The organism is Paenibacillus sp. FSL M7-1455, from assembly GCF_038004655.1.
GTDB classification, from domain to species: domain Bacteria; phylum Bacillota; class Bacilli; order Paenibacillales; family Paenibacillaceae; genus Paenibacillus_AQ; species Paenibacillus_AQ cookii.
On record NZ_JBBORO010000001.1, the window covers coordinates 2,184,723 to 2,211,238 of the forward strand.

20 protein-coding genes and 1 pseudogene are annotated in these 26,516 nt (G+C 51.5%); 15 read left to right on the plus strand and 6 right to left on the minus strand.

From position 1 onward, the window contains the following. Positions 1–49: 49 nt before the first annotated feature. Positions 50–421 carry a hypothetical protein gene (locus NYE48_RS10140; RefSeq protein WP_212949044.1) on the plus strand — a complete coding sequence of 124 codons (372 nt, stop codon included), beginning with the start codon at positions 50–52 and terminating at the stop codon, positions 419–421. Positions 422–461: 40 nt separating this feature from the next. Continuing rightward, complete coding sequence (locus NYE48_RS10145) at positions 462–923, plus strand: GNAT family N-acetyltransferase (RefSeq protein WP_246536782.1); 462 nt, start codon at positions 462–464, stop codon at positions 921–923. Positions 924–944: 21 nt separating this feature from the next. On the opposite strand, the gene NYE48_RS10150 is transcribed toward NYE48_RS10145, so the two are convergent. Next, positions 945–2,729, minus strand: coding sequence for an IS1182 family transposase (locus NYE48_RS10150; RefSeq protein ID WP_340998369.1), 1,785 nt, complete (start codon positions 2,727–2,729; stop codon positions 945–947). A 437-nt stretch (positions 2,730–3,166) separates the two neighbouring features. On the opposite strand from NYE48_RS10150, the gene NYE48_RS10155 reads away from it, so the two are divergent. From NYE48_RS10155 to NYE48_RS10185, 7 genes are all read left to right on the plus strand, one after another. After that, a complete protein-coding gene (locus NYE48_RS10155; RefSeq protein WP_016311143.1) occupies positions 3,167–4,360 on the plus strand; it encodes a transposase in 1,194 nt (397 codons plus the stop codon). A gap of 292 nt (positions 4,361–4,652) precedes the next feature. After that, positions 4,653–6,362 (plus strand): ATP-dependent nuclease, encoded by a 1,710-nt coding sequence (locus NYE48_RS10160; RefSeq protein ID WP_340998370.1) that lies wholly within the window; start codon positions 4,653–4,655, stop codon positions 6,360–6,362. Between the two features lie 326 nt (positions 6,363–6,688). Continuing rightward, positions 6,689–8,080, plus strand: a complete 1,392-nt coding sequence (locus NYE48_RS10165; RefSeq protein WP_340998371.1) for an ABC transporter substrate-binding protein — start codon at positions 6,689–6,691, stop codon at positions 8,078–8,080. 42 nt (positions 8,081–8,122) lie between these two features. After that, entirely contained in the window at positions 8,123–9,103 is a 981-nt protein-coding gene (locus NYE48_RS10170; RefSeq protein WP_340998372.1) for a carbohydrate ABC transporter permease, read from the plus strand. Further along, positions 9,103–9,978, plus strand: a complete 876-nt coding sequence (locus NYE48_RS10175) for a carbohydrate ABC transporter permease (protein ID WP_340998373.1) — start codon at positions 9,103–9,105, stop codon at positions 9,976–9,978. The genes NYE48_RS10170 and NYE48_RS10175 overlap by 1 nt, the downstream gene beginning before the upstream one ends. Before the next feature lie 17 nt (positions 9,979–9,995). Then, positions 9,996–14,603 (plus strand): discoidin domain-containing protein, encoded by a 4,608-nt coding sequence (locus NYE48_RS10180; RefSeq protein ID WP_340998374.1) that lies wholly within the window; start codon positions 9,996–9,998, stop codon positions 14,601–14,603. 26 nt (positions 14,604–14,629) lie between these two features. After that, positions 14,630–16,603 carry a glycoside hydrolase family 127 protein gene (locus tag NYE48_RS10185; RefSeq protein ID WP_340998375.1) on the plus strand — a complete coding sequence of 658 codons (1,974 nt, stop codon included), beginning with the start codon at positions 14,630–14,632 and terminating at the stop codon, positions 16,601–16,603. Between the two features lie 110 nt (positions 16,604–16,713). Here NYE48_RS10185 and NYE48_RS10190 read toward each other — a convergent pair whose 3' ends face one another. The 5 genes from NYE48_RS10190 to NYE48_RS10210 form a co-directional block, all read right to left on the minus strand. Further along, positions 16,714–17,604 carry an AraC family transcriptional regulator gene (locus NYE48_RS10190; RefSeq protein ID WP_340998377.1) on the minus strand — a complete coding sequence of 297 codons (891 nt, stop codon included), beginning with the start codon at positions 17,602–17,604 and terminating at the stop codon, positions 16,714–16,716. A 167-nt stretch (positions 17,605–17,771) separates the two neighbouring features. Continuing rightward, a complete protein-coding gene (locus NYE48_RS10195; RefSeq protein WP_340998379.1) occupies positions 17,772–18,881 on the minus strand; it encodes a GerAB/ArcD/ProY family transporter in 1,110 nt (369 codons plus the stop codon). Positions 18,882–18,894: 13 nt separating this feature from the next. Further along, the gene (locus NYE48_RS10200) at positions 18,895–20,124 is read right to left on the minus strand and encodes a Ger(x)C family spore germination protein (RefSeq protein ID WP_340998380.1); all 1,230 of its coding nucleotides are present in this window, start codon (positions 20,122–20,124) and stop codon (positions 18,895–18,897) included. Between the two features lie 30 nt (positions 20,125–20,154). Continuing rightward, positions 20,155–21,753 carry a spore germination protein gene (locus tag NYE48_RS10205; protein ID WP_212952567.1) on the minus strand — a complete coding sequence of 533 codons (1,599 nt, stop codon included), beginning with the start codon at positions 21,751–21,753 and terminating at the stop codon, positions 20,155–20,157. A gap of 163 nt (positions 21,754–21,916) precedes the next feature. Then, positions 21,917–23,200, minus strand: coding sequence for a Gfo/Idh/MocA family oxidoreductase (locus NYE48_RS10210; RefSeq protein ID WP_036707165.1), 1,284 nt, complete (start codon positions 23,198–23,200; stop codon positions 21,917–21,919). A gap of 133 nt (positions 23,201–23,333) precedes the next feature. Here NYE48_RS10210 and NYE48_RS10215 point away from each other — a divergent pair, with 133 nt between their 5' ends. The 6 genes and pseudogenes from NYE48_RS10215 to NYE48_RS10235 form a co-directional block, all read left to right on the plus strand. Continuing rightward, a complete protein-coding gene (locus NYE48_RS10215) occupies positions 23,334–24,164 on the plus strand; it encodes a helix-turn-helix domain-containing protein (protein ID WP_212952569.1) in 831 nt (276 codons plus the stop codon). 144 nt (positions 24,165–24,308) lie between these two features. Beyond that, on the plus strand, positions 24,309–24,566 hold the full coding sequence (locus NYE48_RS28210) for a MerR family DNA-binding transcriptional regulator (RefSeq protein ID WP_197069912.1): 258 nt from the start codon (positions 24,309–24,311) through the stop codon (positions 24,564–24,566). Further along, positions 24,497–24,967, plus strand: a complete 471-nt coding sequence (locus NYE48_RS10220) for a hypothetical protein (RefSeq protein WP_036707167.1) — start codon at positions 24,497–24,499, stop codon at positions 24,965–24,967. The genes NYE48_RS28210 and NYE48_RS10220 overlap by 70 nt, the downstream gene beginning before the upstream one ends. After that, positions 24,964–25,665 (plus strand): DMT family transporter, encoded by a 702-nt coding sequence (locus NYE48_RS10225; RefSeq protein WP_340998382.1) that lies wholly within the window; start codon positions 24,964–24,966, stop codon positions 25,663–25,665. Before NYE48_RS10220 ends, NYE48_RS10225 begins: the two co-directional genes overlap by 4 nt. After that, positions 25,665–25,979: a DMT family transporter gene (locus tag NYE48_RS10230; protein ID WP_340998385.1), complete on the plus strand. Its 315-nt coding sequence runs from the start codon at positions 25,665–25,667 to the stop codon at positions 25,977–25,979. Before NYE48_RS10225 ends, NYE48_RS10230 begins: the two co-directional genes overlap by 1 nt. A 418-nt stretch (positions 25,980–26,397) precedes the next feature. Further along, positions 26,398–26,508, plus strand: a pseudogene (locus NYE48_RS10235) (HAD family hydrolase); the annotation flags it as partial. Positions 26,509–26,516 lie beyond the last annotated feature (8 nt).

The window sequence follows — 26,516 nt, forward strand, 5'->3', positions numbered from 1 at the left end:
GAAATGAACGAAAGGAAGGATCGCCGTTAAACCGACCGAAGATTTTCTCGTGCAGCAGGTGAACAAAGGCAAGAGAATAGCGCTGACGCTGATCGGTTCCAATCTGCTGCTTGTTTTGCTCGTGGAAATTTTGAGGCTGGCCCAAGGCATTTTCGCAAATCTTCTTGGAACCGCCGTTTCGATTGTGACGATGATTTTAATCTATTGCGGCGTTAAAAAAGCCGAATGGGCGTTCGTCATCTTCACGGGATGGAATATCGCTATGCTCATCGCGGCTTGGGCGGGAAAAGCAGTCATCTCCCCTTTGCCGATGAATCTTTGGATTTTTGCGACGGCCGCTTTAGTGCTTCAAATCGCGACATCCGTCGTGTTTGTCTTTTCAACCAGCGTCAACGATTTTTTATATAAGCAGGGACATTAAAAGCAACAAATCATTATTTTTGCCCAAAAGGAGATGGAGAATGGTGAACGACCCAATTCTTATCATGCAAGCAACAGTAAAAGACTTGGAGCAACTGGCTCCCGTATTCGACCAATACCGCGTGTTTTACAAACAAGCATCGGACCTGGAGGCCGCGAAGCAATTTCTGTTCGAGAAATTCGAGCACCGGGAATCGGTCATCTTTTTGGCGAAGCATCGGCCGACGGACCAAATCGTCGGGTTTACGCAGCTGTACCCGTCCTTTTCGTCGATATCCTTGCAGCGGACTTGGATTTTAAACGACTTGTTCGTATGCGCCGACTATCGGAAACAGGGGATTGCCACGAAACTGTTGAATCAAGCCAAGGAATTTGCCGCATTAACCAAAGCCAAGGGCCTCGAGCTAAGCACCGCAACCGACAATGCCGCGGCCCAAAAATGTTACGAGGGTCTGGGATACCAGCGCGACGACGGATTTTTTCATTATTTCCTAAAGGTATGAATATTACTTTTTATGTGTTTATTATATAAAGGGGCTGTCCAATAAGTCCCCAAAATAAAAAGTTGGTCGGAAAAACGTCATGTTTTCCGTCCAACTTTTTTTGTTCTGTCGCTTTTGCAGGAAAGTAGCGAGGCGGATGCCTGCCACCTTCAGTAGATTGTGGGCCAAAGCCACAATCCCAAACTCGGTGTGAACCTTCTCCAGCCCTCGCAAGGAGAACCGCCGGAACGACCGATTGCCCTTGATGTGACCGAATACGCTTTCTACCTCGACTTTACGCCGAGCATAGATCGCGGATTTCTCGTCATCCTCAAGGGCTTTTTTGGCCTTTGCTTTTAGTTCTTCCCAGATCGTATTCCAGTGTACCTGGCGGTTCCCCTTGGCCTTGGTGCAGCTTGCCTTGAATGGACAATCACTGCAATCTTCACATTCATATATCTTAAAGCTTTGTTCCAAGCCGGAAGCATTTTTTTTCGTTTGGTATTTCTTAAAGCGAACATACCGGCCATTCGGGCAAACAAATCGGTCATCGCGCTCTTCATACATCCAGTTCGAGGCATGCCGAATGTCCTTCTTGTAGCGACGCGTTTTCTCTTTCATATAACTGCCGTAAGGAATGAGAAAATCAAAACGGGACTCTTTTTCTTCGCCCATCGCATACAAATAGTTCTCTTCGCTACCATAGCCTGCATCAGCAATCACCGTTTGGGGCATCGGCAAAGAAGACGCGGCCAATCGCTTCATATGCGGGATGAAAGAGCGCGTATCGGTGGGGCGCTGGTGGATACTGTAAAATAACACGAACTGGTTTTCTGTCGCCATTTGCACATTGTAACCCGGTTTCAGCTGACCATTCTTCATGTGGTCTTCCTTCATACGCATAAACGTGGCGTCCGGATCTGTTTTGGAGTAGCTATTGCGATCGCCAAAGCACGCCTTCTGCTGCTCATACTTGGCGAGCCGAGGAAGAAAGTCCTCCCGAATTTGTTTCAGTGGCTTCTTCAAGGCACTGCGCTCTTTGCGTAAGGCTTTCCGTTCTTCGCTGTCGTTTGCCTGAGCGATTTGTTCGGTGAAATCCTCCACCTTTTCTTCCAGTATGGCGGCTGCTTTTTCGAGTCTTGCAGGGAGTTCGTCCGGTTCTGCCGCCGCGTATCCGCCAGCTTCTTGCTGCGTGAGCGTATGAATATGCGCAAGGGCCGCCTGCACCTTTTCCTTGAGCTTCTCTTCAAAGTGAAGGGTGGATTTTTTCCACACAAAAGAATACTTGTTAGCATCAGCTTCGATCTTCGTGCCGTCTAAAAAGTAGTTCTCCATCGTGATGTAATTGTCTGCGATAAGCTTTCGGATCATCGTTTCAAACAGCTCGTCCATAAATGCCTTCATGCGCACGCCACGGAAGTCGTTCAAGGTGCGGAAGTCGGGTTGCTGCATCGCTGCCAGCCACATAGCCGGGAGGTTTTCTTGCAGTAGCTTTTCAATCCCGCGACAAGAGTAGACCTTTTGCGAGTAACCGTAAAGGATGACTTTGAGCATCATTTTGGGATGGTAGGAACTGCGGCCTCCGCCTGTGTAATGAGCAAACAATTGCTCATCCGGGATGGCTTCAATCATTTCATCAATCACACGCGCCACATGGTGGGTAGGGATACGCATCTCCAGATCAAGAATCATCTGAGCCTGTCTGTTGTCATAGGGTTTGAAGGCAGGGGCAAGGCTTCGCTTGGAAACTGCTTTTTCTTCCAAATCCCCTAGAGGAAGTATCATTTGCATGGTATACTGTTCTGTAGTAGTCATTTGATTACGCATAAAAACCGTCCTTCTGTAAAATGGTTGTCTGGTAACTTTCATTTTACAAGATCAGACGGTTTTTTTGTGTTATTTTTTGCATTCAACGAAAATGGGCGGACCAGAAGTCAGTTTTCACTGACTTTCTGGACAGCCCCTTTTATTTTAGAAACCTTATGTTGCTTAAGCAGATATCCAATTTCTTGATTTATAGGGGATTATATCGAAAATTGTTGAAGCGTTATTTATCAGGAGGTATATTTATTATAGGCATTAGAAAATTTGGTTATTACGTCGTGGGTCATTAGAAGGATAATGTTATTTATTAATGAGCGTTTTGCAGTAATCTGAGGCCTTGAGCCGTAAGGATTTTCGGACATAAAAAAGGGACTTCACCCCAACTTGGAGAAGTTTTCAAGTGACCAAACCCAAAAACCTCAAGGATGGAGGAAGTCACTTTGTATATTCTCCAAGAATGTCTGTTTTCCTTCGAAGAACTTTTAAAAATTCAACCCAAGGAGAGATTGCCGATCTTCTTCAGCTCTCTCGATCTGAGACCGTATGCCAAGGAACTGAGAAGCCGTTCACCCCGAGGCGCTGAGGGATACTGCAGACAAGGTATTCTACGAGCACTCTTGGCTGCGCCGCTTGAAGGAATAAGTACCTTTTCAGGGTTGCATAAGCGTTTGGATACGGATCTCCGGTTTCGTTATCAGTGTGGTCTTCCGCTGGATCGAGAAGCTCCTTCCATATCCACATTAAGCCGAGTTTTCTCAGAACTGACGAGAAAGGACTTGGCAAAACGGCTTTTTGAGGATTTGGTCACACGCTGTCAGCAGGAAGGTATCATAGAAGGCAGTAACGTCGCCATAGACAGCGCCGCTCTCCGCGCTTACGAGAAAAAGCAGCCCAAACGCAAAAGCGAGCAAACGGGTAATGCGAACTGGGGCGCAAAAATTGATTCCTTCGGCAATAAAATCACATGGTTTGGTTACAAAATTCATCTGGCGGTCGATACGAAAAGTGAATTGCCGATCGCCTTGGAAGTAACGCCGGCGCATGTCAATGATGGAGAAATGGCGCCGGGCCTGATCGAGAAAACAGCGTCCAGGACGAGCACACGATTTTTCATACTCGATGCGGGCTACGACCAAATGAAAGTTTATGAGGCCGCCCGCAACGTCAAGGCACAAGCCATCATTCCCCTTAATCTTCGGGGGGAGAAGGAACCGCCTGCTGGCATGACCTCGAACGGAACACCGTGCTGTTCCATGGGTTATGCGATGACATACTGGGGAGTTGACGGCGATATGCATAAATTTCGCTGCCCGCATGCCACGGGTAAAGTCGACTGTCCGCTTGGCATGGCTGCCTGCTCGTCTTCAAACTATGGAATGGTCGTCAAAGTAAATGCGAAGGATGATCTCCGGCGATACAGCATCCCTCATCGGGATACAAAGCGTTGGAAGGAACTTTACAATGAACGAACCAGCGTAGAACGCTGCAACTCCCGATTGAAAACCTATTTGACGGCAGACGCCGCACATGTCCGGGGCATTCAGAAAGTCACAACTCACCAGTATTTGAATGCCATTGTTCTGCTTGCATCTGCGCTCGCCGTTTCTCATCATTCAAAACGGGCTGCCGCTTAAAAAACGAGCTGTTCTAAAATTCTGCAAGTCTGCCCTTTTCTTCATCCATATAATACCATTTTCGAAAATTACCCCTTAACGACAGTGAATATGCTATCGCTTCTTCTCTGAAACGGAATTATGCAAAACACTCATTAATATATTATTAAGCATAATTAAATAGAAAAATAAAGTTATGGAGGTAAAAGGTAAAAACCAATCTATACATAAGTCAATACATTTTTTGTTTTGTTATTATTAAATAGAGACACAAAATTTATTTATTAAGATATACAATATTAAGGAGTAATTCATGTTAACAATAAAGGAAATCGAGATAGAGAATTTTCGTTCAATAATTGAGAAACCTATGGTTATTAAGCCATCTGAATATAACGTTATTGTTGGTCCAAATAATTCTGGAAAATCCAACATTCTAAGAGCACTAGATCTGTTTTTCAATACTACTATTGAAAGACGCCCATTCAGTCCTGAAGATGATTTTCCGAAGTACAGTGGATTATCACCAAGAGCTGTGACAAAAATTACGGTTGAATTCGAATATGACCCTAAAAGAGAAAATAAGATAGTAAATGCTTTAAACGAATTAGAAAGTGAAACAGGTATGAAGCAGAGTCGGCTTGATAATAATAGACTAAGATTAAGACTCACATATACTCGTAAAGGCAACAAAACATGGCAGTTTATAGGAAAAGCGGGTGTCCGAAATATAAAGCCGGAATTAATTGACAAAGTGGTAGATGCGACTCTATCGAGTGTTAGATTTAAGTACCTTCCAGTGGGGAGAAATGTATCTGAGACTATTCAAAAAGAAATTAGCCAAGAATTAGTTCAGACTATCTTTAGTGGATGGAGCGGCACTTCTACGAAAGTTAAACAGGAAATTAATGAAGCCATTGATAACTTATTTAACAAATTAAATCCCCAACTTACGGGAACAAGTCAGTCTATCACATCTGAGATAAGTAATGCTTTTGAAGAAATTAAACATCTTGAATTACAATTACCATTCGATGATCTGGAGTCAATGCTACCAATCCTTATTCCTGTTGTGACTGATTCCTATCAAACTCCATTGAGTATGAAAGGATCTGGTATACAAACTAGTAGTTTAATATTCTTTCTTAAATATCTCTCGGATAATCGTCCTCAGAGATATAATTCTACTGTTACTTATATTTGGGCAATAGAGGAGCCGGAATCTTTTTTGCATCCCAAAAAGCAACGTGAATTATCAAATGTATTAAAAAAATTCTCGCATGATGTTCAAACTTTCATTACAACTCATTCAGCTCATTTTGTTCCGAAAAATGACAATTCTAGCTTATATGTTGTGGATAAACAAGACTGTGCCCCTTTTTCAACAATTATTGTTAGTGACCAATATTTAGTTGCACGAGAATCATTGGGTGTAACATTACTTGACTCGATGTTTCTTAGTAAAATAAATATAATTGTTGAAGGGGAGTCAGATGAAATCTTATTTAATGGAGCATTAATGAAACTATTTGAAAACGGTGAAGTAGGTATTAACCCAGAGGATGTTAAATTTTTTCCAGCCAATAACTGTAATTCAGCATGTTTACTATTCGAATCGTTTTTAACTTTAAATAAGAATAATGAAGTGCACGTCATATTAATTCTTGATGGAGATGATGCCGGAAAGAAGGCACTGAATGGCTTAATACAAAGGTTGAGAGTTCAGCAAATCACAATCCAACCTAACATAGACTACTTCCAAATACCTACTATTTCAGAAGATCTTGCTTCAAAACGAGTAAAAAAGCTAATTGTAAACGAACGCCCAAAACAAGTAAAGTTTACTTTAAATACTCGAAATCAATTTACATCATTTGAGATAGCTGAAGGTAACAAGAAAAAAGTAGCAAATAGAATTATTGAACTTTCAACAAAATCAACGGATCTAAATCAATTCAAGAAATTATTTGAGCTTATAGAGAAATCAATCGGTAGTAAAAGTCAAAAAACCAAAAGTAGTTAATTAGATAAAAGAGGATTGTAACTACAGACTTACTTATACAACATTGTTCTTAGGAATAATGTTATATACCGAACCTTGTCTTAACAAAGGCAAGGTTCTTTGCATTTATTTCAATAAGAATTTCTCTTTTTTACAATAATATTTTAATAGAGTCCTCTTAGTATTAGTTTGAATCTTAAAGGTTGAAATTTCTAAAATTGTGGTTGGAATCGAAGATTTTATATCCGGCAAAAACCGGTATAGTTATTAAATAAAGCGCTTACCAAGCGGTTGAGAGATTTGCAGAATGAACATCCAAAATCCAAACAAAACGGGGGGAGTAGGACATGAAATTTCGCAAACGATGGTTGGCTGTAACGTTAGCGGCGATGATGTTGGCCTTGGCCGGATGCGGCGGCAGCGCCGCAGGCACGGATGGGCAAGCGGCAAGCGGGGAGAGCGGAAGCGCCGAATCCAAAGGCGGTGACGTGACCCTGGAGCTGCTGTATTGGGGAGACGATGCGCAAAAACAACTGGTGGAAAAGACGATCGAGAAATATACCGCGGAAACGGGGGTCAAGGTCCACGCCCAGGTGCTGCCGGCGGACGGCACGTTCGATACGTTCATCCAGACGCGGCTGGAATCCGGCGAGCTGCCGGACATCAGCTACATGGGCGAAGGCGACATCCAGAAATATTACGAAATGGGCATTCTGGCGGATATCGGCGATCTGATCGATAACGGAACCATTCCGAAAAAGCTGGATGCCATCACGATCCATTCCCCGGACCAAAAGGTGATCGGCGTCGGGTTGTCCAACCAAATGGAGCTGCTTTTCTACAGCAAATCCAAATTCGACGCGGCAGGGATTCCTTATCCTCCGACCAAGGTCGAAGAGGCTTGGGATTGGGACACCTTCGTGAAATACGCAAAAGCCTTGACGACGGACACGAGCGGCAAAACGGCGGCCGATCCCGAATTTGACGCGGCCAAAACGGAAAATTACGGGCTGGGGTTCACCGCGGGCCGCGAGTTCCACCATTTCTGGGCGGCGAACGCCAACGGCGGAGGCGTCGTTTCTGCCGACGGCAAACAGTTTTTATGGGATTCGCAGGCATCCGTCGACGGCATTCAGAAGCTGGCGGACCTGGTCAACAAGGACAAGGTGGCTTCAAGCTTTACCTATACATGGAATTCGGGCATAGGTTCGGCGGTCGACGCTTTGAGCGGCGGTTACGCGATGGCCATCAGCGGCTCCTGGGATCTGGCGAACATCAACGGAAACGAAGACATCGGGGTAGGCGTATTGCCGAAAATGAAACAGGCCGTCACGATGAACTGCGGCGCGCCGCTTGTCGTCTATAAATCTTCCAAGCATATCGAAGAAGCGAAACAGTTTTACGCCTATATGGTGAATCCGGAAAACAGCCTGGAGCTGTTGAAATCCGGGGCATGGCTTCCGAACCAGGCGGATTGGTACACCGACGCCGCGCTGGTCGATAAGTGGACGGCCGATTTGCCTGTCAGCGCCAAGGAAACGATTTTGAGCTATTCCAACACGAAAGACGCTATCGTGCAATGGCCTGCTTATTACGTGCCGGCTTATCTGCGGATGAACACGGAATACGAAAAAGCAATCGACCAGGCGTTATCCGGCCAAAAAACGGTCAAGGAAGTGTACGCGTCCGTCATGCCGACGATCAAAAAGCTGTGGGAAAGCGGCAAGGTTTCGGAGTAGCCGGGAGTCATTCACATTCAGTACAGGAAAGGGCTATTGGATATGGAGATCAAACGCAACACCAGCCAAAACATCGTTCCGAAGCATTCGCGTCTCAAAGGGAGCGCCAAAGAGGCCGTCGCCGGTTATTTGTTTGCCGCTCCCGCGATCCTGGGGTTTCTTATCCTCACCTTGTACCCGATGCTGGCGAGCCTCGTGTACAGCTTCCACAAAATCACGATCATCGGCGGTCATCAGGTCATGAAATGGATCGGGCTGGACAATTTCAAAACGATTTTTTACGGTCCCGGCTCGGAATTCGGCAAGTCCATGTCGGTGACGCTCATCTATTCGTTCATCAACGTGTTTCTGGTGATCGTGTTTTGCCTGGCGGTCGCGCTGCTGCTGAACCGGAAATTCGTTGGCCGAAATTTGCTGCGCGCCGTGTTTTTCCTACCCTCGGTCATTCCGATGCTGGCGACGACCATCGTCTGGCAGATGCTGCTGCAGAATCAGGCCAAGGGCGGACTGGTCAACTGGCTGCTGCTGAAGCTCGGGGCGACGCCGGTCGATTTTTTGAACGATGCGACCAACATCTTCGGCACGTTGTTTCTGATGAGCTTATGGACCTGCGGCGGAACGATCGTCGTGTTTCTGGCGACGCTGCAGGACGTGCCGGGCGAGCTGCTCGAAGCGGTCGAAATGGACGGGGGCAATGCCTGGCATAAATTTGCCAAGGTCACGTATCCGACGATCAAACCGGTGGTGTTTTTCCAGCTCATCATGTGCATGATGACGTCGATCCAGATTTACACCCAAAGCGTGGTGCTGTCGCGGAACGGCGCGCCGGACCGGATGACTTACTTCATCAACGTTATGATCTACGACCATTCCTTCGTGCAAACGGGCATGCGCGGGCTCGCGTCGGCCGAGGCCTGGCTCGTCTTCCTCATTACAATGGTTATTACCGGTATCCTGTTTTATTTTCAGGGCGCGCTAAAGAGGGATAAATCGACGGTGCGAAACCGAAGGGGGAGAGCGTAATGGCAGCGACAGCGATTCATGGAGCGGGCATCCGCCGAACCAAAGCGCGAAAAAAGACGATTCACCGCCTGCTGGTTGTCCTCTCGGTTCTTCTCGGGCTTGCGATGGCGTTCCCGTTGTACTGGCTGCTGCGCGGTTCGTTCGTCAGCCATGCGGAAATATTGGCGCGTCCGCCGGTGTTTTTTCCTTCGGCATTCGGCATCGACAATTTCAGCCGGGCCATCGACCGGATCGATTTCTCCCGGCAGCTGTGGAATTCGGTTTCGATCGTCGTCCCTTACGTGGTGTTTAACGTGATCACGACCAGCTTCGCAGGTTATGCTTTCGCCAAACTGCGTTTCCCGCTGCGCGGCATGTGGTTTGCGCTCGTCATCAGCACGATGATGCTGCCGAGCGCGGTGACGCTGATTCCGCAATATTCCTTGTTTACGAGCCTCGGGCTCGCCGGCAAACCGGCTTTGATCATTCCGGCCATATTCTGTGCAGGGGGGAATGCCTATTTCGTCTTTTTGCTGCGGCAATTTTTCATGACCATACCGGATGAGCTGCTGGAGGCGGCCAAAATCGACGGGGCCGGATATTTCCGCATTTATTTGAAGATCATGCTGCCTTTGATCCGCCCGGCATTGATCGTGGTGGCGCTGTTCAGCTTCATCAACAATTGGAACGACTTTTTCTACACCATGATTTATTTGAAAAAAGAAGCCGATTATACGCTGCCGATGGGGCTCTATATCGTCAACGGCATGCGGATTCCGAACTATGAGCAGGTGATGGCGCTTGCGCTCATCGTTACCGCGCCGTGCCTTGCGTTCTTTTTTATCGGCAACAAATATTTTGTTGAGGGGATTACGTTAACGGGAATCAAAGGATAAGGGAGGCATGGATACACGTGAAAACAGGCAAAACATGGCTTGGAAAAGGGGCGGCGGCCCTCATCAGCGTGGCGCTTGCGTCCGGCGGGGCAGCATCGGCCGCGTTGGCGAATTATACGACGGGATTCGAGGTGCCGGGCGCAGGGCATGATTTCGGAACGGCCACATGGGACAGCGGCAACAAATTTGCAAGCGAAGGCGTGGATTTCAGCAGCCAAACCGTGGGTCAAATGATGAAAACCATCGAAAATTTCGATTTTGAAGCGTTCAAAAAAGACCATCAGGATTTGCCTTGGCTCGATTCCCTGCTCGTCAACAAGGGCGTCATTCCGGACGACATCGACGATGAGGGCGGCGCCAACACGCTGTTCAGCCGCGGCAGCGCCTTGTTCATGAAAACCCAGGACAATTCGAAGCTGGGATTTGCCGGACAGGTGTACTACGCAGATACACTCAACCAGGAGGTGATGTATTCGGTTAGCCTGTCCACCGGGGGCGTACGCGAAGACAAAAACGCGAGGAAAAATTACCCGAGCCATGAAGATCAAACGTATACGAGCGGATCGCTGCAGGTTCGTCAGAAGAAATTTATTACCTATTACAACTCGGCGGTGACGCTGCTGGACTTTCATAATCCGACTTCGGGAGACGTCAAGCTGACGATCAAGGTCAAGTCTCCGTTTGCAGCCGTCGCGGAAGGGGACGAAATGGTCGGCAAACGCGTAGCTGCCCCGCTTATGATCGGCACCGACGGCAGCAAGTTCGTCAAGGCGATGTCCTATGTCGACGTCCGTCTCAGCGGGAACGGCATGAAACCGGGCGATCAAGGACTGGTGAAGGAAATCGTCGTCCCGGCCGGCGGCACCGCCTCGCAAAAAATCACGATGGGCTGGCTGGCCGACGAGATTCCGAAATCGAAAACGCAATACGAAGAATACAAAAATATCACCGACAACGGCGCAGCTTTCGAACGTCAGGTGAAGGAATACAACCAGTGGTGGGCCGACAACATTCCGTACATCGACATTCCCGACGAAAACGTAAAAAAGGTGCTTTATTACCGCTGGTGGTGCAACCGGTTCAACCTGCTGGAGGCCAACATCCCGGGGAACGACTGGCAGTTCCCGATGAACATGGAAGGGGTGCTGGGATACAACAACGGCATTACCGTCAGCGTCCCATGGGCGATGCAGGACCTCAAATGGCTGCGCAACCCGGTGTATGCCTACGGCACCTGGCTCGCGCAAGGGGAATATTCGGAAAACAAAAACTACAAAAACAACCCGGGCCGCCCGAACATCTGGACCTGGGACATGATGCAGAACACCTCCCAAGTGGGATGGGAAGCTTATAAAATCTACGGCGGCGGGAACAAGCTCCTGAAGAAGTTTGCCGATATTTCCGCGAATGACGTGACCGGAACGCTGGAGCACTTCAAGGGCACCGATCCGTACCTTGTCTATTATAATCACGCCCCGATTACGGGCAACGACGGGGATACGGTATCGATGCATTGGAACGGCGGCGGCAATTATGCCCGATTGGACGGCACTTCAACGACGTACGCCAACGCGGTTGCTGCGGCGGAAATGTACGACGAGCTCGGGGACAGCAGCGCGGCCAACAAGGAACGCGATCTTGCGGACAACATCCGCAGCCATATTTTGAGCGAGATGTGGTACGACGGCGCGGATTTTGACGGCGACGGGAAAGCGGACACGAAGGGAGAAGGCAGCTTCCTCCACAAAAAAATCGTAAACGGCGCCGATACCTTCGTCCCTTGGCGGGACAACAACATGTTCGTGTTTAATTTCGGCGTCGTGCCGACGGCGAAAGAGAACGGCTACCAGTCCAAATACTTGACCCAGCTGGCGGACTACGACGATCCGCAATATTATCCTATTTTTCCGTTTTTCACGGCGGATCAGCACAGCATCATGAAACGGTTGCAGGCCTTCGTGGACGGGAAAACCGACGCTTACGGCACGGACCAATTCGCCTGGTGCAATTTCGGCAACTACATCAATACGATCCGGGCATCGCTTCGGTATTATCCTGTGGACAACATCAACGCGGACACCTACAAAAAGCTGTTCGACTGGGGCGCATGGCTGCATACGGTAGAACCGGGGAATACCGACCACCTGGACTCCAACGAGTTCTTTTGGCTGGAAAACTACTTCTTCGGCACGCAGTGGACCAAGGACAATCCGCCGAACCCGAGCGGGGACATGGTCAGATCATGGATTCACCACGATACGCTCGGCATGATGAATTACACGGTCATGGAGGATATGGCGGGAATTCAGCCGAGAACCGACGACAAAATCGAGCTGTGGCCGATCGGCATCGGTTACGACCATTTTGCGGTGGACAACGTGCGATACCATGACGCGAATCTGTCCATTGTATGGCAGGATCCGGCCAAATACCAAAACAATCCGTATTACAAAGGCATTCCGGCGGGTTTTTCGCTCTTTATCAACGGGGAGCGCGTGTTGACGACAAGCGAAATGTCCCACGTCATTTACGATACGAAAACGGGGAAAGCGGAGCTGCCGAAATCGGATATCGAAGGCGCGGCGGGCAATAACGCGAACACGCAGATCTGGTACGAGAAAAAGGGGGAAAAGGAACGCGTCGCCTCCGCGAAGGGCACGTCCCTTGCCGGCGAGCCGCGGGTCGTGGACCTGTTCAACAAAGCCGGGATCGATCTTCAGCATCAAGGCGAAAACCTGGCCATGGCTTCCGGAACGACGATTACGTCGACTTACGTGAGCCCCGATTCGGATATCAATCGTTTGGCCGACGGATCGACGATCGCCTCGACGGACCATGCGGGGAATACGGCGCTGCTCGGAGGAAGTCCGAATCCAAGCGACACGGTCACGTTCGATTTCGGGAAAAAGAAACCGGTCAACAACGTCAAAGTGTATTTCTACAACGACCGGCTCGAAGGGGGCTACGGCACGCCGCAGCAGTTCCTGCTCGAATATTTGGATGAGGACGGGAACGCGTGGAAGCCGGTTCAGGGCCAAACCCGCTATCCCGAAACGATCGCCTCCAACTATAACAACGTGGAGTTCGAAACGGTGAAAACGCAGGCCATTCGCCTCAGAGTAACGCATGCGCTCGATGCCAAGACGGGCATCAAGGAAGTGCAAATCTACGACAACAAGCTTAAAAACGTCGCCCCGGCGGTCAACCAGGCGCCGAAGGTGTACATTGGACAGACCGAACGGACGGCCGCGCAGGATGAAACCGTATCGATCCTGCCCGTCATATACGATGACGGATTGTCGGGCAAGGAGCTCAGCTATCGTTGGAGCAAAGCGTCAGGCAGCGGCAGCGTGGAAGAAATGCAGACGGATCGGGCCGAATTGAAGGCTGTTTTCCATGACGTCGGCGAGTATGTGTATACGTTAACCGTCAGCGACGGGGAAAAGGAAACGGCGGTCGACGTTCACATTACCGTTTCGGTTCCGACCCAGGATATCGTTGATATGATCCACGCCTACGCGCCAAGGGACAACGGAAAAATTGTCCGGAACAAGGATGATTTCACGCCGGAATCCTGGGATGCGCTGCAAACGGCTTTAACCGAAGCGAAGACATTACTTGCGGGCCAGAATTATACGCGGGAGCAGGTAGAGGCGGTTCGGGCGAAACTGAAGAAGGCGTCAGACGGGCTTCAAGTGAAAAACGTCGCGCTGCTCGCCAAGGCGACGACTTCCTACGTATCGCCGTGGGAATCCATTGCCGGCGTCAATGACGGATACATCCCTTATACGTCAGCAAGCATCGGCAAACCGGAGGATGAGGTGCAATACGGCAACTGGGCCGACCCGGCCGAGTCCCATTGGCTGCTGTATACCTGGGATCGGCCCGTGAAGCTGTCGCAAAGCTCGATCTACTTCTACGACGACGGCGGCGGCGTCAAGGTTCCGGCCGATTATTCCTTGGAGTATTGGGACCATGCGTCGAACGAATTCAAACCGGTGACCGGATTGTCCGGAAAAGCAATGAACAAGGACCGTTTTAACGACGTCTCCTTCGATGAAATCACGACGACGAAACTCCGCCTCCATTTGATAAGGCAGTCCGGAGCTTGGACCGGCGTGAAGGAGTGGCGGGTGCTCGGTCCGGAGGCGGTTGCCGGAAATCCGGGCAACGGCTCGAACAAGCCGGTTTTGAGCATTGATCCCATGGAAGTCGAAACCGTCATCGGCGTCGCTCCGCAGCTTCCGGCCACCGTCAACGTCACGTTTGCGGACCAAACGAAAGGCACCAAACCGGTCACCTGGAACGAGGTTCCGTATAACGAGCTGACGACGGCGCATTCCTTCGTCGTCCTCGGACGCGTGGAAGGGACCGAACAATCGGCCAGCTGCCGGATTACCGTCACGTACGACAAGACGGAGCTGAAATCCTTGATCGGCCAGGCGCGAGACATGCTCGACCACCAAGAGCAATACGAGGCAACGCCGGAGCAATGGAAAGCATTGAAGGACGCCCTCGCAGCGGCTCAAACCGCAGCTGACGACAAATCGGCGACCGAAGGAGATATAAAGGCAGCTGCAGAGCGCCTGAAGACAGCCTTGGATACCTTTAACATTCAAAAATAGTTTTTACGACTTGGGAGGAACTTCTTATGCATCAGTCCGAAACGACGGAAACGGCGCGGAATGCGCGTCTATCCAATTACAAAATCGAAGATCCGTTTTGGAGCTATTACATCGATTTGGTCCGGAACGTGGTCGTGCCCTACCAATGGAAAGCGCTGAACGACCGGGTGAACAGCGCCGAACCGAGCGGGGCAGTCGCCAACTTCAAAATCGCGGCCGGTCTCATGGAAGGCGAATTCTACGGCATGGTTTTCCAGGACAGCGATGTGGCCAAATGGCTGGAAGCCGCTGCATACTTGCTGGAAACAAGGCCGGATCCGGAGTTGGAGCAGCTTGCGGACGGCATGATCGACATCATCGCGCTCGCGCAGCAGGAAGACGGGTACGTGAATACTTATTTTACGCTGAAAGAGCCGGGGGCCAGATGGACCAATCTCGCCGAATGCCACGAGCTGTATTGCGCGGGACACCTGATCGAAGCCGGCGTGGCGTATTACCGGGCCACGGGAAAACGGAAGCTGCTGGACGTCGTGATCCGGTTCGCGGATTATATCGACAGCGTGTTCGGGACGGAGCCGGGCAAGCTGCGCGGTTATGACGGCCACCAGGAGATCGAGCTGGCGCTCGTCAAGCTTTACGAAGCGACCGGAAATGAACGATATTTGGACTTAAGCGCCTATTTTCTGAATGAACGCGGGCAAAAGCCGAGCTTTTTCGCACAGCAGCTGCATGAACGCGGGGGACGAACGCATTTTCCGGGGCTGAACATGGCGACGGACCTGGAATACAACCAAAGCCATCTCCCCGTCCGCGAGCAGGACCGTGCGGTCGGGCATGCCGTGCGGCTTGTTTATATGCTCGCCGGCATGGCCGACGTGGCCGCAAGGAAAAACGACCAAGAGATGCTGGACGCATGCCTGCGGCTGTGGGACAACATCGTATCCCGGCAAATGTACGTTACCGGGGGCATCGGATCGATGGTACACGGCGAAGCGTTTTCCTACGACTACGACTTGCCGAACGATACCGTTTATGCCGAAACCTGTGCTTCGATCGGCCTGATCTTTGTCGCTCGCCGCATGCTGCAGATCAAGCAAGACGCGCAGTTTGCCGACGTCATGGAACGGGCGCTTTACAACACGGTGATCGCGGGGATGTCGCGGGACGGAAAACAGTTTTTCTACGTCAATCCGCTTGAAGTGAACCCGAAATCCTGCGGCGGCAAAAACAAAAATTACGACCACGTGAAGCCCGTCCGCCAGGAATGGTTCGGCTGCGCCTGCTGTCCGCCGAATATCGCCCGCCTGCTCTCTTCGTTAGGCAGTTACATTTATTCGGTGCAGGGCGATACGATTTATCACCATTTATATATCGGGGGCGAAGCCAAACTAAAGGTGAACGGCACAAACGTCATGCTGAAGCAAGAGACCCGGTATCCTTGGCAAGGCGACATCAAAATCGAAGTGACTCCGGAAAAAACGCAGCACTTCGCGGTGGCGCTCCGTATTCCGCACTGGTGCGGCGGAAATGCATCGGTTCGCCTGAACGGTCAGGCGATTCCGGCGGACAGCCTTGAAGTCGTCAACGGATACGCCGTCATCAAGCGCGAGTGGAGGCCTTCGGACGTCATCGCGTTGTCTTTGGAAATGCCGGTCATGAGGGTTCACAGCCACCCTGCGGTCCAAGCGAATGCAGGCAGGGTCGCCATCCAGCGGGGACCTTTGGTGTACTGCCTGGAAGAGGCGGATAACGGGAAACATTTGCATCAGCTGGTGCTTCCGAAAGAGGCCGGTCTCAGCCTGCTGGAAGAAGAGCTGCTTGGCGGCATGGTCGCAATTGAAGCCGATGCCCTTCGCTTGAACGAAGAGACTTGGGACGGAGCGCTTTACAGCGAACGGGAATTGCCGGATTATCGTCCCGTCAAGGCCAAATTCATTCCGTATTATGCGTGGGCCAACCGCGGCGAGGGCGAAATGAGGGTGTGGGTGAGGGAACAATAACGGATGGAAGCGGTATGGCAGGCGAAGCAGCCGGCCATGCCGCTTTTTTCATCGTTTATCCGGGCACCGCACAGTAACCTGAATCGGGATGGCAGCCCTCAATGCAAGGGTCAACCATGCGTAATGAATTTTCGCCTGAATTCGGAAGGGGAGATCCCTTCCCTGCGGGCAAAGTTCGCCGAAAAATACGAAACCGACTGATAACCGGTCTCTTCAGCGATTTTCGCAACCGTCCAGGAAGTCTGAAGCAGCAGCTTTTTCGCTTGCTCGATCCGGTAGTGCTGCAAATACTCCATCGGCGTCATGCCGTACACCTTCAGCATGTTTTTGGCCAGGTAGTTGGGATGGTAATTAAAGGCTTTGCGCAAGGACGAATTGCTGACTTGTTCTTTGTAATGCTGGCGGATGTACCACTCGATCTTGTCGGCGATTTGGATCGCGGTCGCATCGGAGAGCGACGTCAGGTCCCGGTCCAGATGCTGCAGCAGCAATTGAAAGGTGGATTGGCGCTTCCAGTTGCGCAAAGACTTGGGTTCCTGGTCCAGCTGGAAAAACTGCTCGATGTCCTCCAGCGCTTTCTCCGATATTTTGGAATACTTCGGGATAAAAATGGAGTTCACGTCGCAATGGTTCAGGTAGGCGTTTTTCTTATGATTTTCAATGAGTCCGGATTGTCCGGCCAGACAGTCGTCCATGCAGCTTCCTTCCTGCCAGCTGCCGAAGGTTTGAAAGTGAATCCACGTAATTACCGTCTCTTCGGTGCACGGGGCAAGTCCGTAGTGGCGGCCGTCCGGCCTTAATACGAGAATGTCCCCTTTCCGCACCACCCATTCGTTTCCGTCTTCCCCGACGGACAGGGCTCCCTTCATGCCGACGATGAGATCAAAGACGCCGATGCCGCTGCGGCTGATATGTTTTTCCCCGGCGTTGAACTGGGCTTTGCCGCAATCGATAAAGTATGGGATCGGCGGGGAAATAAAGTGAAAGATTGGCGTTTCCATATGGGCTCCTTCTATCGTGGTTACAAGGTATGCATGGGATGTAAACGCTCGCTTCACATCTTTTCCATTATATTATAATGGGCGAAGACGGAAAGGAAGAGGAAAGCTTTTTCGGAAGCATGGCAGGCATTCGGTTGAGGGGAAAAGGGAAAGGGCGGAATACCGGCTTATGACGGTTGTTTCGCCCGTTTCTTTTTTTTATCGTTCCATGACTTGCAGAAGATGATCGCCGCAAGCAGCGCGGGGATACAAATTTGAAAGACGGGGAAATGGTATTTCAAGTTTTGGGCAAAGCCGATCCAAACGTGATAAATAAAATTCGGGGCCAAAAAGCTCATGCCGTAGATCGCGGCCCCGACGACGACCGTCAGCTTGAAGCGGCTGATCCGGACGAGATGGGCGAGGCCCAGCACGGCCCCCAAATAAAACGCCGTCATTTTTACGAAAATGCCGATGTAAATGAGGAGAATGATCACGGGGTCGAGCCGTTCGAGAAAATTGGCGATTTGGATCAGACGGACGGACCGCAATAACGGAAACGTCGTAATGGACGTAATCGAGGGATCCAGAATCGCCAGGTTCAGAACGTTAAACAGCAGCAGGAGGACCCCGACGAACAGATACGAATAAACGGATACCCGGACCATTTTCCGTTTTTCGTTCAAATGGCTCCAAAACATCAAAAAGACGACGATCTGGCCGAACGGAAAACTGATGACTTCCGGAATCGCCTGTTCCAGGATCGGGAGCAGTCCGTGTTCCATGACCGGCAGGAGACGGTCCAGGTGGATGATGTTCGAGCCGATGATCAAACAGAACAGCGCGGCATATCCAAAGATCGTAAACGGAAACATAAATTCGGCGACGCGAAAAAAGACTTCGACCCCTTTTGAAATCGCATAGCCGGACAGCAATACCATCACGAGCATGAGCAAAGACAGCGGCGTGTTGGGGAGAAAGGAAATGTTGATGATGTCTCCGAACTCCCTCGTGTTGCGCATCGATTCGTAAGCGAAATAAACGACGTAGCAGACCGATAAAACCGTTCCGACAAGCTTTCCGAGATGGGTATTCAAAATTTGGAAAAAATCCATGCCGGCATGATTGCGCTGGATGTACAAATACAAGGCCAGCAGCAGCAATCCGGCCAGCAACCCGGCCACCATGACGATCCACGCGTCCTGCTTGACGCCGATCCCCAATTCGTACAAAGGAGTACTGCCGATCATAAACAAGATGGTCATCGAAATCAGCTGATATTTATCGATTTTTTCCACGGATTGCACCCCCTCAAGGTCTCTTATTTTGTTCAAGCAAGGTTGAATACGGTTTGTTGATCATATCCGTATGCTCAATGTTCACGCGAATTTGGGGACGAATCGTGATCTCATCGAGCGGGTGCTTGGATTGGGCGAGCTTTTTCCATTCGTCCGGATGCTCCCGATGAATGACGTCCAGAAATCCGGGCGCATCGGTTTCGATCGTCCGGAGACGGTTCCAGGTGGAGACGACCTCGCCGTTGATTTCCTTGGCGATGATCCGCTGCTGTTCGGCGATGACCCGCGGATTGCTTAGGTCCATTTTGCAGCCGGTCTCGTCGAGGACCCCCCTCGCGTTGATCTGTACCTTCATCGTGACTTTGCCGCCCTGAATCTCCGAAGACAGCTTCGTTGACGATTTGAGCACCCGGAAACTCGATAAGGAGTCCCGTTCGCCTCCTTTGGCGCTGCAAGGATATACGATGATCAGGTTTTTGACGCGATTCGATAGCCAGGCCACGCCCCTGCTTTCCTCGCCGTTTAACCATCCGACCAATTTATCTCTCCTGAATACGCCAAGCTCGCCCAATTTGATGACCGCTTCGTTCCGAGGGGATTTTAAGGCATCCAGGGACGATTGTCCTTTGAGGTTGCCCGATACCTGAAGCTCCGGCACCATGGCGCTTGCGTTCGGGTCGGCGACCCTGGCGGCAAAGTCGATCAGCTTGATGTTTTGCACCTGGGACAAATTCCTTTGGCTTTGGTCGATGACCCGTTTGACCGCGTTGCCCGAAATTTTCTCGAGCGGGATCAGCACTTCGAGCAAATCCGACGCTTTTCCTTTCGTCAGGAGGATCGACATCGTTTCCCGGCTTTCGAACGGGCGAAGGAAAAAATCGAGGATTTGGCCGACGCCCTCTTCCCTGGCAACCTTCTCGCTCAGGATGAGGATGGAGTTATGGGCAAAGAAGAGCATCCGCGACGTTTCCAGGCTGGCATTTTGCATCGCTTCCCGGATCGTTCTCCCGTTGGTGGAAAATATGGTGGTCGGCGACTGGCTGCCGGCGCCCCCGCCTCCGGTTTGCGTGGCAATGGCCTGCGGAATGATGACCTGAAAGGTAACGACCCAATGATCCCGTTCCCGGTCGATGGACGTGGCAGAAATGATGCTCAGCGAGTTTAATTCCTTGCTGTCCCAGCATCCCGTGACGAACAAAGGGACGATGAGCAGCAGCAGGATCAGGAAGGGCCAGCGGTTCATGCTTCTTTACACCTCTTTTTTCTGTCGGCGTTAGTTTTTGTTTTTGGGCGGCGAAGGTTTTTGAAACTTTTTTTCCCGCTTCGGGTTTTTCTTTCCGATCAGGGTTGGCCGCCGCAGCATCGCCCACCATGGAACGCGGACAAAAGCGTCCTTTTGGTCGGCGGGAATAAAAGGCGCCAAGGGCAAAAGGTACGGGATGCCGAAGGAGCGCAGCCCGCACAGATGGATCAGCAGGGCGATCAGGCCGGCCATAATGCCGAACAGCCCCAGGGTCCCGGCCAAAATCATGAAGCCGAAACGCAGGATTCTGGCCGAGTTCGAAATGCTTACGGAAGGCGCGACAAAACCTGCGATCGCCGTAAAGGCGACGATGATCACCATCGCGGCAGACACCAATCCGGCCTGAACGGCCGCCTGGCCCAACACCAAGGCCCCGACGATCGATATCGCTGAGCCGATGGCCCGGGGCATGCGAACCCCGGCTTCCCGCAAAACGTCAAACGTGATTTCCATGGCCAGCGCTTCGACGAACGCAGGAAAAGGAACCCCTTCGCGCTGCGCAGCCAGGCTGACAAGCAAAGTGGTCGGCAGGATCTGCTGATGAAAAGTCGTAATCGCAATATAAAGCGAGGGAAGCAGCATGGAGACCACAAAAGAGATGACGCGCAGCAAGCGCAAAAAAGTGGCGATATCGAATTTCTGGTAATAGTCTTCGCTGGATTGAAACAGCTTGAAGATCGTTACGGGAGCCAGCAAAACGAAGGGGCTCCCATCGACCAAAATGGCGACCTTCCCTTCCAAAAGCGCCCCCGCGATCGCGTCCGGACGTTCCGTGTTCGTCATCGTCGGAAACGGGGAGAAAGCTTCGTCCTGAATAAATTCCTCGATATAGCCGCTCTCCAGGATGCTGTCCGTATCGATGCGGTCCAAGCGCTGCAAAATTTCCTGCACCACTTTGTCGTTGGCAATGCCGCGCAAATACATGACGGCTACTTCGGTTTGCGAGATCCGGCCGATTTTGCGGCTCTCGATCCACAAGTCGGGATTTCTGATTTTGCGGCGGATGAGCGCGGTATTGGTCCGAAGATTTTCCGTAAAGCCTTCCCTGGGCCCCCGAATGACCGTTTCGGACTGCGGTTCGTTGACCCCGCGCTGTTCGCCGCCGGCGGTGCTCGCCGAGATGCCGAGAGTAGCCCCGCTGACCAATATGGCCGTATTGCCCGCCAGTACGGCCGATAGCACCTCGTCCAAACTGTGAACATCCTTCACGTTGCTGATCGAGAGGAACCGGTTTTTGATCATGCCGAGCACCTCGGACGGTGCCGCCAAATGATGGGGATCGATAAAGTCTTTTGCCGTGAGCGACGGCATGACGGAGCTGTTCATGACCTGTTCATTGACGAGCCCTTCGATATAAATCACCGCAATGCGGAGTTCTTTGCCGAACATGCTGTCAATCAGGCGAATGATCAAATCGGAGCTTCCGCCCGTGCGCTCCTTGATGATCCGCAAATCGTCGTCCAGATTTCCGGTAAGTTTCGTTTCGGCCGCCTGGCTTTCGGTTGAACGTTGAGTACAGGCTTCGGGCTGCGGGTTCCCGGATTGTTTATTTTTTGTAAAAGGCCTCATGTGTGCATCCTCACCCTCGGGATTTGATCGCTTGATTCCATGATTTCCTTTTTGCCTGCATTTAAACTTTGGGCAAGGACGGGCGCATATAAAAAACCCCCTAGAAATCGTCCTAGGAGGTATGTCCATTAACGTATTTTATTTGGATCGTCATTCGTTTGTGTCAAAACTTCACGAGGTCGTCGACGTTCACCGGAAGTCCGGTGCTCATCGACCGGTTGCCCGCAATCCCGGTCAGGATCGACATCGCCCCGTCGATGTGCGACGCCGCTCGCTTATACGGATCTTCGGCCGGAACGCCGAAAATGTCGTTCAGCATGACCGGGTCGCCGCCGCCGTGGCCGCCCGCGCCTTCGACGATTTCGGCCTCGTACGCTTCCCCGAACATCGGGATCACCTTGATGCTTTTCGTCTGCAGCGCCCCCTCGTCTTCCTTTTTGCCGCCGGAATTGACGTACGATTTCTCCACGACTTTCATTTCGATGCGGCCTTTGGAGCCATTGAGGTTGACCTGGAATCCTTCCCATGGCATGTAGCAGTTCAGCGAATAGGTCATGATCGCTTTGTTTTTGTAGCGGACCAAGACGCCCATCGTATCTTCGATGCTGATGCCGTCGCCAAACACGCTTTGGTCCCGGTAGTAGCCGTCTTCATGCTCCGCGTCCGCATATAATCCTTGGAGCTCCGGGCTTTTCTCCAGGTCGAGCGCAAACGGGTCGTTTTTTGCGATGTCGCTGCCGCGGGCCCGGCTGTAGAATTCGGTCACGCCGCGTTTTTCCGCGTTTTCCTTGCCGTAGAACATTAAGGAACCCTGCGCGTACACCGTCTGCGGCCGGGTGCCGAGCCAGAAGTTGACCAGATCGAAGTGATGGGTCGATTTGTGCACGAGCAAGCCGCCGCTGTTGCGTTTGTCGCGATGCCAGCGGCGAAAATAATCCGCGCCGTGCTCCGTATTAAGCAGCCATTCGAAATGAACGGAATGCACGTCCCCGATGGCGCCGTTCATGATGAGTTCGCGGATTTTGGTGTTGTGCGGGGCGTAACGGTAGTTGAACGTGACGCGAAGCTGCTTGCCGGTCCGTTTGACCGCGTCCAAAATGTCCTGGCATTTCTCTTGGTCCACGGTCATCGGTTTTTCCGAAATGACGTCGCAGCCGAGCTCCATCGCTTTTATGATGTACGCATGATGCGTTCGGTCGATCGTCGTCACGATGACCGTGTCCGGCTGCTCGCGGAGAATCATTTGCTCGAATTCGTGGGCTTTATAGGTTGGAACCTCAGGGTGGTTAAACCGCTCGCGCAGCAGCCTGTTGGCGTAGTTCATCCGCGTTTGGTTCGTGTCGCAGAAGGCGACGAGGCGGGACGTCTCGCGGAAGTCTTTGGCCAGTGCGCCGTAGAAGAAAACCGCCCGGCCGCCGGTGCCGATGAGGGCGTACTTTTTTTTCATGGGAAGCCTCCTTTTTAGAACTAAGGATAGGTTCTTTTCTTCTACTGTAACGCAGCAAATAGAGTATAATCGTCTATAAATATTGCTCAATTCGCTTGAAAAGTCGCAATTTTTGCACTATTGGAGGGGCGGTATGAACATTTTCCATAACTCGGCCGGAACGATTCAGATCGATCATGTGGAGCGAACCGGTTTTTACAGCATGACAAGCCAGCACATGCATCGAGGGTATGAGCTTTATTATTTGTTTAGCGGGGAGCGGGATTATTTCATTCGGAACCGGACCTACCGGGTAAAACGGGGAAGCTTCGTCTTTATCGAAAAGGAGGAGCTTCACCGGACGATCGATGCCGGGTCGCCGAAGCATGAACGGGTCGTCATCAATTTCGCCGCGGGGCTGCTTGAAGGACTCGGGTTGACCGGACGGAGCGGGGTCGTCACCTTTCCTCCGCAGGAGCAGTACAAGGGGGAGGCGCTCGTGCGGGAATTGGTCGCCGAAGCGAAGGGATGCTCGCCGGGGCGGGACGTCATGCTGGAATCGCTTCTGAAGCAGCTGCTGGTGCACGTGTTCCGCGCGCAAGCGGAGCGGGGGGAGCCGGAGGCGCAGCCGTCCGCCCTGCACCAAACGATGTCGGAGGTCGCCGAATACGTCGGCACCCATTACCGGGAGGAGCTGCATCTGAAAGATGTGGCGGAGCGGTTTTTCGTGAGTCCGTATTACCTGAGCCGCAAATTCAAGCGGTGCACGGGATTCGGTTTCGCCGAATATGTCCAGCTGGTGCGCATCCGGGAGGCGCAGCGGCTGCTCCGGGAGACGAATCTCAAAATGATCGAGGTGGCGGAACAAACCGGCATCGGGACGGTCGCGAATTTCCATAAGCTGTTCAGGAAAATGAACGGCTGTTCGCCCTTGCGATACCGCAAGCTTCAGCAGGCTTTGCCAGCAAACGTCAAGGATCTTTAACCTGGCTTGGTTCGCGTGAACGGCGGGTTTTTACGGTATTTCCGCATCGGTCCAAACGAGAAAACCTGATCACAGAGAGATGTAATTAAACCTGGACCTTCACGTAGACGTGACGGCGTTTATGATGAATGGGAGGTGATGGAAATGTACAGTATCGGCCAATTCGTCAAAATCGCGAATATCAGCAGGCGCACGTTTCATTATTACAACGAAATCGGCCAGCTGCCTCCCGCAAAAGTGGGGAACAATCAATATAAAGCTGGATCCAATCGCTTCAGGAACAGATCGAATGGGTCGACCGGGAAAAAGAACTGCTGGAGTGGAAACGGTATATGCTGCAGGCCTCCATTCACGCGATCCGGATCAGCGGCCGCATCGAAGCGTCGGAAATCCATGCCCTGATTCGGGAGCTGCAAAGCAGGGAGCTTAAGGATGGCGTCGTTCAGCCGGTTTTTCCCGAGTCCTCATACTCGGAGCAGGAGCAGGAAATTCTTGGCCAACTGCCGGTCATGGGAAGCCCGGATCCAAGAATGGAGCCGTATATCCAGCTCATGAGCGCCATCCGGCAAAACATGCATGAACCTCCCGACTCTCCCGCAGCGCAGCAGCTGGCCGAAGCGTTATACGGGATGGCACTGGATTATTTTCAAGGCGACGCCCGACTGATCGATAAATATTGGGAGGGCTTGATACCGGAAGAAGGCGAACGGTCGGTCGTTTACGGCCATGATCGGGAGCTGTTGGTTTATGTCGGGGAAATGATCGGGCATTATCTGCGGAACCGAAAGGATGATGCAAGATGAGGCGGAACTTGCCGAAAAACTTCATGATCCATATGGCATTGTTTGTTTCGGCGCATGTTTTGTTTTATTTCGTCCTGCAGTCGGAACGATCCAGCCCGCCATGGTTGTTATGGCTCAAAGATGCCGCAAGGCGCGGGGAAATGGGGGTTTATCATGAACCGACAGGAATTTACGTCAACGGATTATGGACCCTGATCCTCATCATCGATGCATGTTATGGCATGAGCGGAAAAAACGGCCGCTTGTCTGCCCGTTCGTCCCAACATCGTCAAGCGAAGGCGGAACGATCCCCGAATGCCGACGTTTTCGTTTTGCCTTCAGGGCGTTCTTTTCCCGATGCCATATCCCCGAAATCGGCTGCAACTGCTCCGGGCCGAAGCTTAAACCCGTGGATATGGTTGTTATTGGGCGGTTCGCTGGAGATCGCCTGGGCATTTTTGTTAAAGCAGAATTGGCTGGGCGGTCCGCTGCTCCTGATCGTTTATTTTTGCTTTTACTGCTTGACCAAGGCGGCCAAACAGCTGCCCCTCAGCATCGTTGCCGCAGTTTTCGCCGGAATCGGGGCAGCGGGAACCGTAACGTTGGATATGCTGATATTCGAGCGCGAATCGCATCCCGTCCGGTTGGGATTGATCGCATTGCTCATATGCTTCATTTGCCTTCTGAAAATAGAAAACGGCAGGAGGGAGCGCGACTGATGGTTTGGCTTGCTTTATTCGCCGCGGGCTGTTTGGACGTCATCGGGTTTATCATGTTAAAGCGGACGTCCGTCCGGGACACCTGGATGAACAACCTGCTGATGCTCGGTGCATTTGGGGCAAGTCTCGGCTTGTTGTCCTTTGCTTTGCAATCCGTCCCGCTCGGCGTCGCGTATTCCGTCTGGACCGGGACCGGAACGTTTGGCACGGCGATTGTCGGGATACTTTTTTTCAAAGAACGCGCCTCAATCCTTCGCCTGGTTGCCATCGCGGGCATTGTCGGAACGATCATCGGGCTGAGGCTGACGGTTTAGCAGCTGCCGATGCGGCCGGAAAATGAGTGCATATCGCTCGGGGGCATGCAGTAAATTGGATCTTGTAAAGCAAAAAACTGCGCGTATATTCGGGAGAGGTCGTCAAAAAGCTGAAGGAAAAGGACTCTTTACGGCATACCGGCTTGCTGAGGAGTACTGGAACGGCATAAGCAAGGTGAAATAAGATGAAACGGGGTTTCGCACAGCGGAGCCCTTTTTTTGTTGCGTCCAAGAATTCGGGGGCTGCCGATGTCCCGGACAGCCTTGCAAGGTTGCGTGTGATTTTCATCGTATTTCAAATGCATAATCGGATATGGGCTACCGCCAATTAAAACGTATTTTATTGAGAGATTCAAGGCGCTCGACCCAAAGGGTATGTGTGGAAAGATAAATTCTATCAAACGCTAATTGCCGGGAAATTTTGATCTCCGAATCGGAAGGGATTCGGAAGCCCGATGCCGAAATATTCCAGAGGGCATTGCAGCGTTTGGGAGTCAAACCCCATGAGGCGGTTTTCGTCGGAAATCATTGATTGTG

What these genes read in the sequence shown, in the direction of transcription:
- NYE48_RS10145 (WP_246536782.1), top strand. Translation starts at nt 462, where the DNA reads ATGGTGAACGACCCAATTCTTATCATGCAAGCAACAGTAAAAGACTTG.
- NYE48_RS10150 (WP_340998369.1), bottom strand. Translation starts at nt 2,729, where the DNA reads ATGCGTAATCAAATGACTACTACAGAACAGTATACCATGCAAATGATA.
- NYE48_RS10160 (WP_340998370.1), top strand. Translation starts at nt 4,653, where the DNA reads ATGTTAACAATAAAGGAAATCGAGATAGAGAATTTTCGTTCAATAATT.
- NYE48_RS10165 (WP_340998371.1), top strand. Translation starts at nt 6,689, where the DNA reads ATGAAATTTCGCAAACGATGGTTGGCTGTAACGTTAGCGGCGATGATG.
- NYE48_RS10170 (WP_340998372.1), top strand. Translation starts at nt 8,123, where the DNA reads ATGGAGATCAAACGCAACACCAGCCAAAACATCGTTCCGAAGCATTCG.
- NYE48_RS10175 (WP_340998373.1), top strand. Translation starts at nt 9,103, where the DNA reads ATGGCAGCGACAGCGATTCATGGAGCGGGCATCCGCCGAACCAAAGCG.
- NYE48_RS10185 (WP_340998375.1), top strand. Translation starts at nt 14,630, where the DNA reads ATGCATCAGTCCGAAACGACGGAAACGGCGCGGAATGCGCGTCTATCC.
- NYE48_RS10190 (WP_340998377.1), bottom strand. Translation starts at nt 17,604, where the DNA reads ATGGAAACGCCAATCTTTCACTTTATTTCCCCGCCGATCCCATACTTT.
- NYE48_RS10200 (WP_340998380.1), bottom strand. Translation starts at nt 20,124, where the DNA reads ATGAACCGCTGGCCCTTCCTGATCCTGCTGCTGCTCATCGTCCCTTTG.
- NYE48_RS10205 (WP_212952567.1), bottom strand. Translation starts at nt 21,753, where the DNA reads ATGAGGCCTTTTACAAAAAATAAACAATCCGGGAACCCGCAGCCCGAA.
- NYE48_RS10210 (WP_036707165.1), bottom strand. Translation starts at nt 23,200, where the DNA reads ATGAAAAAAAAGTACGCCCTCATCGGCACCGGCGGCCGGGCGGTTTTC.
- NYE48_RS10215 (WP_212952569.1), top strand. Translation starts at nt 23,334, where the DNA reads ATGAACATTTTCCATAACTCGGCCGGAACGATTCAGATCGATCATGTG.
- NYE48_RS28210 (WP_197069912.1), top strand. Translation starts at nt 24,309, where the DNA reads ATGTACAGTATCGGCCAATTCGTCAAAATCGCGAATATCAGCAGGCGC.
- NYE48_RS10220 (WP_036707167.1), top strand. Translation starts at nt 24,497, where the DNA reads ATGCTGCAGGCCTCCATTCACGCGATCCGGATCAGCGGCCGCATCGAA.
- NYE48_RS10225 (WP_340998382.1), top strand. Translation starts at nt 24,964, where the DNA reads ATGAGGCGGAACTTGCCGAAAAACTTCATGATCCATATGGCATTGTTT.
- NYE48_RS10230 (WP_340998385.1), top strand. Translation starts at nt 25,665, where the DNA reads ATGGTTTGGCTTGCTTTATTCGCCGCGGGCTGTTTGGACGTCATCGGG.